The sequence below is a fragment of the Hallella absiana genome (assembly GCF_025457485.1).
GTDB lineage: Bacteria > Bacteroidota > Bacteroidia > Bacteroidales > Bacteroidaceae > Prevotella > Prevotella absiana.
In genome coordinates this window covers 42082-54060 of record NZ_JAMXSP010000021.1, presented here as the reverse complement: position 1 = coordinate 54060, position 11979 = coordinate 42082, and the positions used below count along the sequence as shown (strand labels likewise).

Genomic DNA, 11979 nt, shown 5'->3' with positions numbered 1-11979 from the left:
TATCTTTTCTTGTTCCATGACCGCAAAGGTAAGCAAAAAAAATAGTTTTAGCACGCTATCATATCAAGTTCTTTGGTTAGGCAGCGGCATCCGTCCGCCACGGACAATCCCCCTTGGGCCCGGAAATCGTGTCATTGCCCTTGCGTGAATAGAATAATTCAACTAATTTTGCGCATAGAAATACATGAAGGGGTCGCAGTCATAAATAATATTAATGAGGAGTAACTGTTTCGAAGAAAAGTCCTAACTTTGCACTGCTCAACCATTGGAGGGCGCCATAAGGAAGTGGCACTGGATAAGACGGGGCTAAATGCCTCGCTTGTCCAGTGCCACTTCATTTCGTTATGTAACAACGCAAAAATTGAAGTAAAGCATGAGTAACAACCAGAAACATCCACCCAGAGACAGTATCGACTTTGGAAAAGAGAATATCCCGCGGCTGTTTGTCAAGCTGTTCATCCCCACGCTTTTAGGGTTGCTCTTCGGAGCCCTGCTCAATGTGGCCGACGGCATCTTCGTGGGCCGTGGTGTAGGCAGTGACGCTTTGGCTGCCGTGAATATAGCGGCACCTAGCTTTATTATAGGCACTGCCACAGCCCTGCTCTTTGGCAGTGGCGTGTCAGTGGTGGCGGCAGTGCACCTTTCTCATAATAAGACGAAGGCCGCCAACATCAACGTCACACAAGCCTTTACCATCTCCGTGGCACTGATGGGCATCGTCTCGTTGCTCATTGCCTGCTTCCCTTCTTCCGTAGCTCATCTCTTCGGCGGTGAAGGCCGCATCATGCCTTATGCCCGTGACTATCTCTTGGCAGTGTTTCCCGTGCCGGTGCTTACGCAAGTACTGCTCATCGGTATGTTTGTGCTTCGCCTCGACGGAGCACCAAAGTTTGCCATGGCGCCCAACATCACGACCTCGGTGCTCAACATCTTTCTCGACTGGCTGTTAAAGCTAAAATGATGTTTCTTCGAAATTCCTCCCAACAAAACTTGGAGTATTCAACATAAACTCTTAATTTTACGGCTATAAACTGAAACAGTTATGGCTATGAAGCATTATTATCCCTTAATAACCCTGTTCTTCCTGCTCCTGCTGACAGGCTGTAAGAAAGATCCGCAGGAGATCTATAGCGAAGAGAAGTCGGGAGTGGTACTCATCTGCAATGAGTTCTATTACGACATCATGCTCTTCAATGGCGAACATCTCTATTTCTCCGGTCTCGATGATGAAGGCAACTTCATCAATCTTACGGGTAATCTCTCCGACATCAAGAAGCAACCCGGCGTGCTGAATGGTACTGGATTCTTTATCGATGAGACTGGACGGATCTTGACGAACCGCCATGTGGTGGCTCCGACGGTGGACAAGGCGGCGGTGAGAAATAACGTCAATGCCATCATTGAGAACTACGCGCAATACATCCAGTCGCTTCAAGACTCGATGGACCAGCGCTACGCTGCCATACAGGAGTATGCGCAGGAAAATACCTACGAGGATGACTATGGCGAGACATATACTAACCTGAGTGACGACGAGATTACTTCTTTACAGCAGGAAGTGGCAAACCTGAAAGAACAGTATATGGAGGCGGAGAACCTGAAGAACAGTGTGAGGAGTAATATTCTGAACGACAACTTCTCCATACAGTTGCACTCCCAGTACGGTATCGCTTACGACGGCAGTAATGTCAATTCATGGGATGACTTCATGAAAACTCCCTGCACCATGCTGCGTGTTTCGGAGGATGCCAATTCCGACCTTGCTCTGTTGCAGCTCAACAGCAAAAAGACGCCCAGTGACAGCTATATCTTCACCGTGGATAAAGACTTGGCAGCCTCTGATCATCAGCTTGAGATCAACCAAACCGTTTATATGATTGGTTATAACAATGGTGTGGCACTCGCCAAGACCGACAACGGCATAAGGGCACAATTCACCAGCGGCACCATCACTCAGCAGCCTGACGGCAAGCGCGTCATGTACAGCATTCCGTCTATGCACGGGTCCAGTGGCTCGCCGGTCGTCGATGACCGTGGTCGGCTGATTGCCGTGAACTTTGCCAAGAGCTATGGCAGTGACAACTTCAATTTTGGAATACCGCTGATGCGGATCGTCACGTTCCTGCGCTAAACATGTTCCTTATCTTTTATATGAATATTCATGTGAAAGATAGAAATCGAGACAATTGGACACGAGAATCAAGGGACAGACTACATATCGATCAGAGTATATTTGGTATTGTCAGACAATAGGGCACAGTACATTACGCTTTCCCAGCATTGTTCCGCCTATATTCCGTAGGCGTGATGCCGCACACATTCTTGAACACTCGCACAAAGTTGCTGTAGTCGCCAAACCCTGATAGGTCAGCCACTTCATTGAAGTTCATCGTAAGCGTATCGGCATTCACGTATTGCCACAAAAAAACTGAGCAAGGAATACTTGCTCAGTTCTGTTGCTTTTGTGTTGATGGCTGCCAATGGTCTGGCAATAGGTTCCTATAATTCTCCAATGGAGTGTTGGGCTGCCATTTAGCCGTCTTGTCAAGGATGTCAGTGAGGTAGTCGAAGAAGTTGAGGTGGTTCATCTTGGCAGGCAATGCCAGGGTATAGAGCACGGCGGCGCGTTCGGCTCCTTTATGAGAACCGAAGAAGAGTGAGCTTCTTCTGGACATGGAGAAGTAGCGGTTCATCCGCTCGACCAGATTGTTGTCAAGGGCCGTGTCGCCTCTCTTAAAGATGTCGACTACCGCCTCCCATTCGTTGTTGAAGTAGCTGGCGGCATTGGACAGCTCGCTGTCTGGAAGCAGGTCCGTCTTTTTCAGTATTTCATCGAGCTTGTCCTTTATCTCTGCCAGTATGGCGGGGGCGTACTGTTGTCGTCATTTGAAGTTATCCTCCACCGTCCAACTGTTTTCTCCTATCTTATGTTTGTGCTCTTCGTGGTAGAGCTTGTTGATGAGACCGACCATTTTCTTTGCATCAGGTTCTGCGTCCATGCAATCAATAAACTTCCTCTTGATATGCTGCAGGCAGGCTATCCTTATTATATTGGGAAGATCTTCGCCCTGTATCTTTCTGTAGAAGCTTGCTGCGTCGCTCTGCATGGTGCCGTGATAGCCGTGGAGCTCATCGTAGATGACATCTCCGGCGCGCGAGCCGTCTCGGTAGACGACATACAGCAGTCCACTCTTCTGGCCCACAATGACCCAGAAGTAGCCTTTCTTCACTCCCTTCCCCTTGGAGTTCTTCTCCGGGACAAGTATCTTGAAGTAGGTCTCGTCCGAAGCGATGTAGTCGTCGCTGAGCACCGCCTTGCGTATGGCCTTGTAGAAGTTTCCCAACGTCTCCGCCGTCCTGCCCAACAGGAAGCCGGCTGTCGGTTTCTTGAGGTTGAAGCCCTGGTCTTCAAAATAATGGATGATCCGCTCCACTGGCATGGCATACATATAGCGCAATTGAAGAAGTCCGGCGACAAAGGACGAGGTGTAATTGGAGTTCATAAATACAGCCGGTGGGGTCTTTGGCTCAAACACCCTGCCGTCCTGCGTGAAACGGTGGAGTCTGTAGACTACTTTCTTGAAGTGCCCAGGTACATAGACGTATCTCGTACAGATCTGATAGTCCGGCGTGCCGTCTCCCTTCATCTTTTCCAGTGGACATGCCTTGAGCTTGTCGAAGGATGGATCATCCGGATAAACGTCCTTGTATTCTACCTCGCACTCCTCATGGATATCTCTCTTGGCACCGTTGTTGCCACGGGCCTTCCGGCGGATGCTCCTAGCCTCGTCAAGGACTTTCTTTTCCTCATCTGTAAGCTGCGGCTTCTCCACCTGCTGCTCATTTTCCTTGTCAAGGAGCTAGCCCATGCCCTTGATTTTGTTGTTGGCCTTCTTGAGGTCCTTCTCCTTTGCGCCTTTTTCCTCCTGCAGGGATTTGATGACGGCCGTCAGTTCGGCACCTTGGCCAACAACTCGTTAACCCGCCCTGTAAGAGCGGCTACCTGGTTGTTGGCGTTCTTCAGCTGGTCCAGCAACGACGCTATGATTTCGTCCTTTGTCATAGTACAAAGGTACTAAATTTATCTGACAATCAAGCATGTTTTGGAGATTATTTTATTGATTATTTTACTGTATATCAAACAGTTAAAAGTGCTCTAAACTTCAATCTTAAATCTCTTGCGGTATCTCGCAGACCGGAGCGAAACGCCCTGCATGATCAGAGAAAACGTCTTCCAGGGCATCCTGTAGCCCCCAGTGGCCTCGTCGAACTTGGGTATCTCGAAGGTGTCTTTCTCAAGGCGTTTCTGGTAAAGGACAAAACCGTCGGTGTCCCAGCGAAGCAGCTTGACGCTCTGATGGTTCTTGCCATAAAAGATGAAGACGCTGCCCGTAAGGGGTGACATCTTCATCTCTGAGCGCATGAGTTTGTACAGCCCGTTGATACCCTTGCGCATGTCTACCGGATGCTGGCACATGTAATACACTGTTGATTCTGAAAGTCCGAACATAGGCTGTTACTTTAATGCGTTCAACACTGCCGTGATGATGCTGGCATCGCAATGGGAAACCGACACCAAAGTTCCGCTGGATAGTTGGATCGTGATGTCCGCACGGTCGACGTCGGAATGTGGGCTGTCAGCCATAAATGGGACAAACGCTTCGCAATCCTGATGTTCGGTAGCCTTCAGGACGGCATCCCGGATGGACTTGACCGACTGACCGATGTCCTCAATGTAATGATGCATGCCGGAGACGCTGACGCGGTTTAACCGGCAATAAGCCGATAAGTTCAGCTTGGGATTCTTGATGAGAGCCTGCTTGTACCGCTCAAGGAGACTCTTGTACTTGTCTTTGCTTGCCATATTCATAATAATTTGTGCACGCAAAGGTACAGACTTTTAAGCGAGGCTGAAATACGGTAATGCCGAGACGCTTACACTGAAGCTCGCGAAAGAACTCATTCACCTTTGGGAAATTATCTGCCGAGAATATACCGTTCTGCCTGGGTTCTGAATAATGCTCAGGTTTCTCGTCAAACTTATATCCGCATCCTATTGTAACTTTTATTTCTATCATCGCTTTCTGACTGCCCATCCGTGATTTTTTTGTGTAAGTGTAATGGCCTTTCAAACTTTGTCCCATACATCCTTTCGGTGTGTCCTCCATCATTGTGCCGAGTATGTTCCCGATGTTGTCGTCTTGGGTTTTGAGTTCGGCCTCGACACATAGAATGTTGGCTTCCCGGTTTGTTGGAACGCCATCGGCATGGTCTTTAGGGGTCTCTACATGGTCGCGGTTATAATCGTATTTGAATTGCAGACTGCCGATTCCAGCGCAGTGCTTGTTGAGGTGTGCTTTCAGCAGCTCACAAATCTTCGCAATCAGTTCCGGTTTGCGATAGTAAGTGAACTTGTAGCGGATAGTACATACATGCTCCATAATTGATTCGGTTTGGTTTTACCTATATTCTACTAACGGCATAATATAGTAACGATTGCCCTAAAGTTCAATTTTTATTTCACTTGCGTCTTATTTTATTCTGTATCAAATAGATAGAAAGTAAAGAATCAGCCGTCGGAAAAAAAGTTGCCGCAGAAATTGAATTTTCTTTTCGGTGCGACTATTATATGTCTGTAATCAAAATGAATGCTATGACAGAAGAAGCCTTCAATTCTTGCGAATACAATCGAGAACATTTCCCTTGATTTTTATCAAGATTGTTTTGGAACTTTAAGATAAAAGTCCTATCTTTGCATCGTCATTCATGTTGAAGCGGTATGTGTGCCGTGGAGTGATGACCATATATGATAAGGCGTTTACTAACGCTTTGTTCTTGACACTTGGAAACTTCGCAACTTTCTTATCACTGTCGGGAATGAAGCAACGGTGGATGTCCATGGGTGTGTATACACCAGCCGGCGGTGTACCTTATTATATATAGGGTATGCCAAAGGTGCGATATACATACAGGCGTGGGCTTCTGCGTTGCTCGTTCAACAGTGATGGGCAATGCGAAGGCCTCCAAGTGTGGGACGGGTGACAGTATGAATCCCACGCTTTTTTGTATATGCTAACCAAAACAATAATAATCTTGCTGTCTTGGGATCCGACAGTGAACAAAACTTGAGGTATGGCAGATACTTGGATTCCTTTTTAGACGAATATCTTCAGCTGGGCTTTGGTTCTATGAATAAGAATGACTTTGAAGTCTGGATATTCAATATCTTGATGCATAGCCCTTCCTAACAATCGAATAACTAATTTTAAATCATACTCTATGAATAAAGTAAAATTGTTTTTGGTTATAGCAATTACCCTGTTGTCCTTATCCTCTTGTGACTCTCATAAAGATAAGGTGAAGGAAGTAACGAAACAGTTCGTAACAGCCATCAACACTAACGACAAGGCTACGATTTATGACATCTATTCAGATGCAAAGAATGCTACAGCCATCTCGCCAGTGAAAAAGATTGCTGATGGAGAGATCGAAGTAGAGAAAGACGAGAAGACCGGCAATTACATTGCTACTATCCAGAATGTGAAGCAGGAAAAGCTGGTCTTCAAGGCAGAAGGGAAAGAAGATGTAAAGCTTATCCAAACTTATGGCTTGTTTCAGCTAAAAGACTCCCTTAATGATCTGGCTATTAAGTCAGGTGTACCTGTTAAGAAACTTAGTGATCTTGAAAACAACAAGTTGATGGATCCCAAGGGTAAATATGTTAGCTTCTTGATGAAGAAATTCTCAGATGTAATCCAGGGAGGTATTACTTGGGGATCAGGAAACTATACCTGGCAAGGTGGATGGTATCCAAGTGTGTCGGCTACTCAAGCCATTACAAATGGTGGCAGTGTGCCAATTAAAGGCTCTGATTACAATGTAGTATTTACATTCTATTCACCTTCTGGAATAACAAGTGCAGAACAGAAAGAGGTAGAAGTTGGCGTTGATCTGCAGCCAGGAGAGTCTTATACCTATACTATCCTTGGATTAAATGGATTCTACAATGCTGCTTCTCAACATGATTTGAATTGGGATATCACCATAGAATATAAAAACCAGTCTCCAATTGCTTCTTTGCTCAAATATGCGAAGTTTACAGGCAATGAGTATAGTGATTTTCTGAAAGCAAGTAAGACAAAGAACACAGGCAAGGCAGGTAAGGCTAAATCTAAGAAATAATCAGCATACATTGTTATGAGTCAACAAGTAATCACTATCTCTGATCAGCAGTTAGAGAAATACCTTCATCAGCATGAAGGTTATATAGCCTCTGAAATAGAAAGGTATCATGGGAGGAATCTCTATGCTGAAGGCAACTCCAAAATAAGAAGAAGTCTTATTGGAGATATATTCTATATCCTTGATGAAGCACGGGCTCATGCAGATAAGAACCTACTTTGGTTTGACTGCGTCTATAATCGCCTTCGTCATCTCAGACGTATGCCTAAGGATTCCGCCCGTGAAGTTGTGATTTTGTTGTTGTCAAACGAGGCTGTGCTGACAGAGCAAAAAGATTTTGATTCACTATACGACTCTATTCGACAGTTTACTACTGACGCACATGTTGCAGAAGTTGGTGAAGTTGCTTGGTATGATATAACCTTGCGTTTAGGGTTGGTTCTTCATGATTACGTTATTCTCCCTGACAAGCAGCTCTATTTACATGCAGATGTGAAGACTGCTGCCAAAGGTGTAATGATGAAGAGTACAAGGGCGCGGATGGGGTATCGGATAGCCACTGCCGATTACCAAAAGCTATTTGTAGGTATGGAGAGTACTTATATAGAGGATTTCCTATGTGATTTACAACGCATATATGTCCCAAGAGACTTTGGGATGGAAATCCCTTGTCGATTTATCCGTGAAGGCAACCCAAGCCTGTCTTTGAATTGGGATAAGAATCTGTTTCTAGAATCTGTAATTGCAGAAAGATATTGAAAATAATCAATTCACATAATTAATCTCAACTAAATAGTGTATGAAAAAGAATATACTGTTTTTGATATTTTTATTATCATTAATATCAATAAACATTAGTGCTGAGGGGAAAACGTCGAAGTGGGTAAAGCTTACCCGAGACTTTCCCCAAAATTTAGAGAAGGCATTAAAGTCAGAACAAGTGGTAGAGCTTCGACTATAATGAATATAGGTGTCAACTTTACTGAGGAAGAAGGAGAGGAATCACAATATGCAATAAATACTTTTTCTTGGAGTTTCGTAGGTGATGGTTGGAGCGGCTATCAAAAACTCAGAAGTTATCCTAAGGACTTTCTTGGTTATCGGACTATACATCTCTACAAGCCACTCTACTATTCTGACGCACAGGAAAATGCAGACTTAGATGACATTGCGGTATTGGTTATCGGGTCAGAGCAGCAATTGTCTGATTTTAACGACATCTATTCAAGCTATACGCCTGAAGCTGAGAAGGCTGCAAACGATGGCAATGCCGAGGCTCAATATCTAATGGGATATTGTCTTCTGAATGGCAAAGGTATAGCACGTGACGAAGAGAGAGCCTTGGAATATCTAAAAAAGTCTAGCGACAATGGATATGCACGGGCTACAAGAGACCTAAAAGAAACTTATTTTGAAGAAGGAAAATATGATGACGCTATAGCTCTAATTCAGAAGTGTCCTGCCAGTCCATACAATACATATAGACTGGGTGAGGCATATAGGCTAAAAGGTGACATAAAAAATGCCATTGCATATCTACGCCAGGCATATGCAGAAAATTGTCAAGAAGCAGCAATATCACTATTCCACATAACTGACTCCGAAACAGAAAAAGACGAGATAGCACGTGATCTTCCGTATTATGTTGATGGCAGACTATACATTGCTGATAAATATGAGAAGAACCAAGATTATGGCAATGCGCTCAAAGTTCTTTCACCTTTTATTGGTAAAAGCGAAAAAGCATACAAAAAAATTGTAGATATAGTCATTAATTCTAATGACAGTACATATCTAAGCGAAGCTCTATACTATAGTCGCATATATAAAGATTCCGATAATTACTTGAGGCTCGCAGGGAATCCTAACTTTAATATTAAAATAGTCAAGGAACTAGCAAGCAAGTTTAAGAATGGGTCTAGCGATCAGGAATGGGCCTTTAAACTAGGTGCTGACAAAGGCATGCCTGATGTAGCTTATGAGTTGGCTAAAAGCTATTATAACAACGAGAATGGGCAGAATTATAAGGATGCAATTAGTCTGTTCAAGAATACAGCTGACAAGTATCACGACGCATATTATTATCTATATGATATGTTTAGATCTGGTAAGGGGACAACTGCAAACAAACTATCTGCCGAAACGTATCTAAAAAAAGGTGTTGCCTTGGGTAATAAAAAGTGTCTGAAAGTATTAGAAGACCGAAAAGCAGCAGCCATAGCAGAGAAAGAAAATATTCGGAAGGCAGCCCTTGAAAAGGCCGAAGCACGCAAGGAGCTTGCTAACTTTGGCGGTCAAATTCGCTATGATGCAAAAGCTAATATTGTTTATGGATACTCTGATAACACTCCTTATAACGTACGCATGCTACTAAGTGATAATAACTTATACGTCATGTACAAGGCTACCTTAGCAGGTGCTTTCATGTCGTCTGAAAGAGGCAGAAGACTAATGCAGTTGGTAGATATCGTAGGCGCAAAATTCATAGCAATTATAAGGGGTGGTAGATACACCGTGAAATTTACATGGCAGTAATTTTAATGTTAGAGAACTAACAATCAGGTATAGGGGATGTGTAAAATTTCAGACGCATCCCCTTTTATGTGTATAGAGCATGACACCAACAAAACTGGTTAGGTCCAAATTCAGGCTCAGATATTAACTGCCGACAGCGTCATTCGTTCCGACCTTGCCATCGTACAACCTAAGTCGCCGTCCACCTGTGAGATTCTCGTTTTGCTCTTCGAGAATTTGTATGACATAGTCAAGGAGCAAAGTTCCCAATATAAATTTATCTCAAAGGACTGCGCTACCTGTCTCTATTGCGGCATCATGACCGACACCATCAATTTCTCCGCCCGCAACCCGAGTGCGAGGACATTCGAAAGAGCTGCTTGTCTCATCATGTTGGGTGCCAACAATGTGTGGCTCTATAACAAGACTTACAACGAGAAGCCGGTTGACGTCTATCGTCTTCAGGCTGCCGTGGCAGCGTCGACAGAGATGGAGAATGATGCCGCCTGGTACATTGCCGACCAAGCGATGCTGCAACGGTATCACTACCACAACGGCTATCTCGAAGGTATGCCCGACAAAGCACTTAGCATCTCCGGCATCGAGCTCTCTTTTGGTGCCCGCGAGGAGAAGCCCGGCATGTTCAAGGTTGGTATCCGCTCTCCCCAGAAGTACGACTGCGTGAAAATTGCCAAGGAACTCAATCCAAAGGGAGGCGGTCACAGTTATGCTGCCAATGGTACCATATATACCGATAAAAAGGAGAATGTAGAGCAGGCGATAAGAGAAATCTTGATGCATAAAGATGACTTTGCAAACTGAATCCTTGCCAAAAAGAAGGTAAAGAATACGGTCATAAAAAAAGTTGCCGAAAAAAATGAATTTTCTTTTCGGTGCGACTATTATATGTTTGTAATCAAAATGAATAATATGACAGAAGAAACTTCCTTTCTTTGCGAGTGTATTTATCAGATCAAAGCTTCAGACGAAGTGAAAGATGAGATCAATCGCACGTTAGAGCAACTCAAGTCTAAGTACGGCATGCCGTGCATGGACGATCTTTGGATCAGCCTCGAATTGGCCACTAAAGACCTCGGCGCATCAAAATTGCTGCCAGGTAACATCATCAAGTTCTATGCTACCAAATGCTTCTTCAACATTCGCATAGAGTGCAACATAAGCTCTGTTCTCGCTTTTGAAGCTGTCCTGCGCAAGAGATTCCCGCGTATCGAGAGCATAAGAATACGACAGTTGCCATATTTATAACTCACCCTGTCAAACGTCAAAACCATTTCGCATGAAGCAAAAGAAAGATTTTTCAGGCGTCTTTGAGCAAGACGCCTTGTGCTGCCCAGATTGTATTGGCAACTGGTCCGACTTAGGACCGTTGACCAAGAGCATCTTGCAACCTAAATAGGCTCTCCTATGTCTCAATAGTCATTCTGGTCAAAATCAAGGTCCTCCTCGTCTCTACAGTTATCTGTTTGATAGTCCAACTCGGTCCATAACTCAATGTTAAAATCGCGCACCCATAATAAGTCAAAGATGGAGAAAGCCGTATATTCGAGCAGGTTATGGACTGGGTAAACAATTTGCATGTCAACGGTAAGGGGATCGTCCTTGAACCAGTCATCCCAGTTGTTGTCTTCAGGTAAAGCAGATTGTCCAAGCTTTCAGCATTATCATAACTTGCATCATAGTGCCAGCCGTCTAAGCCGCAGCCACCACCATCGTATCTCTCATTGAAGAAGCTGTCAAGGGATCCATTCAGCATATACCATATTTTCTTGCACCGTATGGTTTGTACAGGATGTATCTTGGAATAATCATAGCCCAAGAAGCATTTACCCAATACGGACAAGTCGCCTGAGATATTTGTACTTCTTAGTGCATGATAAGTTTTTAGAATTTTCTCGTGCATCGTGATTAGTTGTTGCCGCATGGCATCGTTGAACTCCGACAGCAATTGCTGATAGCCCACATTCATGACAAACTCCTTGTCAAGCATCTCCTTGCGTTCCATGAGTGGTGAAATCGGAGCAATCCCACCCACTTGGAGACGGTAAAAAACCGTTCACCGGAGGCCAAAAATGACCGAAATAGGGCTGAAAAAACGGAGTATATCCGTTCAACAGTGACAAAAACCTCCTAAAAAACGGAGCAAGCCCACCCAGCCCCGAAGTCATTTGGGACATACGGGTAAAAAACAGAAGTTTGCAAGAGAAACGGGTATTCCAACCTCCAAGGCTGGGGTGGAACGCAAGATAGGGAGGATGATACTCA

Annotated in this window: 12 protein-coding genes and 2 pseudogenes; 7 read left to right on the top strand and 7 right to left on the bottom strand. The window is 44.5% G+C overall.

Annotated elements, in window-relative coordinates:
• Positions 1–373: 373 nt before the first annotated feature.
• Positions 374–961 carry an MATE family efflux transporter gene (locus tag NG346_RS10650; protein WP_262281245.1) on the top strand — a complete coding sequence of 196 codons (588 nt, stop codon included), beginning with the start codon at positions 374–376 and terminating at the stop codon, positions 959–961.
• A gap of 81 nt (positions 962–1042) precedes the next feature.
• Positions 1043–2131 (top strand): S1 family peptidase, encoded by a 1089-nt coding sequence (locus NG346_RS10645; protein ID WP_262281244.1) that lies wholly within the window; start codon positions 1043–1045, stop codon positions 2129–2131.
• 133 nt (positions 2132–2264) lie between these two features.
• On the opposite strand, the pseudogene NG346_RS14635 reads toward NG346_RS10645, so the two are convergent.
• The 6 genes and pseudogenes from NG346_RS14635 to NG346_RS10620 all read right to left on the bottom strand — a co-directional run.
• Positions 2265–2390: pseudogene (locus NG346_RS14635) on the bottom strand (helix-turn-helix domain-containing protein); the annotation flags it as partial.
• A 57-nt stretch (positions 2391–2447) separates the two neighbouring features.
• Positions 2448–2675, bottom strand: coding sequence for a hypothetical protein (locus tag NG346_RS10640; protein WP_262288735.1), 228 nt, complete (start codon positions 2673–2675; stop codon positions 2448–2450).
• 12 nt (positions 2676–2687) lie between these two features.
• Positions 2688–3503: pseudogene (locus NG346_RS10635) on the bottom strand (IS66 family transposase); the annotation flags it as partial.
• A 653-nt stretch (positions 3504–4156) separates the two neighbouring features.
• Positions 4157–4510 (bottom strand): IS66 family insertion sequence element accessory protein TnpB, encoded by a 354-nt coding sequence (gene tnpB / locus NG346_RS10630; protein WP_262288733.1) that lies wholly within the window; start codon positions 4508–4510, stop codon positions 4157–4159.
• Between the two features lie 6 nt (positions 4511–4516).
• Positions 4517–4864: a hypothetical protein gene (locus NG346_RS10625; RefSeq protein ID WP_262288732.1), complete on the bottom strand. Its 348-nt coding sequence runs from the start codon at positions 4862–4864 to the stop codon at positions 4517–4519.
• Positions 4830–5441 carry a hypothetical protein gene (locus NG346_RS10620; protein ID WP_262281240.1) on the bottom strand — a complete coding sequence of 204 codons (612 nt, stop codon included), beginning with the start codon at positions 5439–5441 and terminating at the stop codon, positions 4830–4832. The genes NG346_RS10625 and NG346_RS10620 overlap by 35 nt, the downstream gene beginning before the upstream one ends.
• Positions 5442–6279: 838 nt before the next feature.
• Here NG346_RS10620 and NG346_RS10615 point away from each other — a divergent pair.
• The 5 genes from NG346_RS10615 (at position 6280) to NG346_RS10595 (ending at position 10962) form a co-directional block, all read left to right on the top strand.
• Positions 6280–7182 carry a hypothetical protein gene (locus NG346_RS10615; RefSeq protein ID WP_262281239.1) on the top strand — a complete coding sequence of 301 codons (903 nt, stop codon included), beginning with the start codon at positions 6280–6282 and terminating at the stop codon, positions 7180–7182.
• 15 nt (positions 7183–7197) lie between these two features.
• Positions 7198–7941, top strand: a complete 744-nt coding sequence (locus NG346_RS10610) for a hypothetical protein (RefSeq protein ID WP_262281238.1) — start codon at positions 7198–7200, stop codon at positions 7939–7941.
• Between the two features lie 120 nt (positions 7942–8061).
• Positions 8062–9717 carry a tetratricopeptide repeat protein gene (locus NG346_RS10605; RefSeq protein WP_262288731.1) on the top strand — a complete coding sequence of 552 codons (1656 nt, stop codon included), beginning with the start codon at positions 8062–8064 and terminating at the stop codon, positions 9715–9717.
• A 216-nt stretch (positions 9718–9933) separates the two neighbouring features.
• Entirely contained in the window at positions 9934–10518 is a 585-nt protein-coding gene (locus tag NG346_RS10600; protein WP_262279309.1) for a DHH family phosphoesterase, read from the top strand.
• A 108-nt stretch (positions 10519–10626) separates the two neighbouring features.
• Entirely contained in the window at positions 10627–10962 is a 336-nt protein-coding gene (locus NG346_RS10595) for a hypothetical protein (protein WP_262279310.1), read from the top strand.
• Between the two features lie 157 nt (positions 10963–11119).
• Here NG346_RS10595 and NG346_RS10590 read toward each other — a convergent pair whose 3' ends face one another.
• Entirely contained in the window at positions 11120–11719 is a 600-nt protein-coding gene (locus tag NG346_RS10590; protein ID WP_262279311.1) for a hypothetical protein, read from the bottom strand.
• Between the last annotated feature and the right edge of the window lie 260 nt (positions 11720–11979).

Bases quoted from the DNA above. Each gene is read 5' to 3' on its own strand.
- NG346_RS10615 (WP_262281239.1), top strand. From the start codon at position 6,280: ATGAATAAAGTAAAATTGTTTTTGGTTATAGCAATTACCCTGTTGTCC.
- NG346_RS10645 (WP_262281244.1), top strand. From the start codon at position 1,043: ATGGCTATGAAGCATTATTATCCCTTAATAACCCTGTTCTTCCTGCTC.
- tnpB (WP_262288733.1), bottom strand. From the start codon at position 4,510: ATGTTCGGACTTTCAGAATCAACAGTGTATTACATGTGCCAGCATCCG.
- NG346_RS10620 (WP_262281240.1), bottom strand. From the start codon at position 5,441: ATGGAGCATGTATGTACTATCCGCTACAAGTTCACTTACTATCGCAAA.
- NG346_RS10625 (WP_262288732.1), bottom strand. From the start codon at position 4,864: ATGGCAAGCAAAGACAAGTACAAGAGTCTCCTTGAGCGGTACAAGCAG.
- NG346_RS10650 (WP_262281245.1), top strand. From the start codon at position 374: ATGAGTAACAACCAGAAACATCCACCCAGAGACAGTATCGACTTTGGA.
- NG346_RS10595 (WP_262279310.1), top strand. From the start codon at position 10,627: ATGACAGAAGAAACTTCCTTTCTTTGCGAGTGTATTTATCAGATCAAA.
- NG346_RS10610 (WP_262281238.1), top strand. From the start codon at position 7,198: ATGAGTCAACAAGTAATCACTATCTCTGATCAGCAGTTAGAGAAATAC.
- NG346_RS10640 (WP_262288735.1), bottom strand. From the start codon at position 2,675: ATGTCCAGAAGAAGCTCACTCTTCTTCGGTTCTCATAAAGGAGCCGAA.
- NG346_RS10590 (WP_262279311.1), bottom strand. From the start codon at position 11,719: ATGGAACGCAAGGAGATGCTTGACAAGGAGTTTGTCATGAATGTGGGC.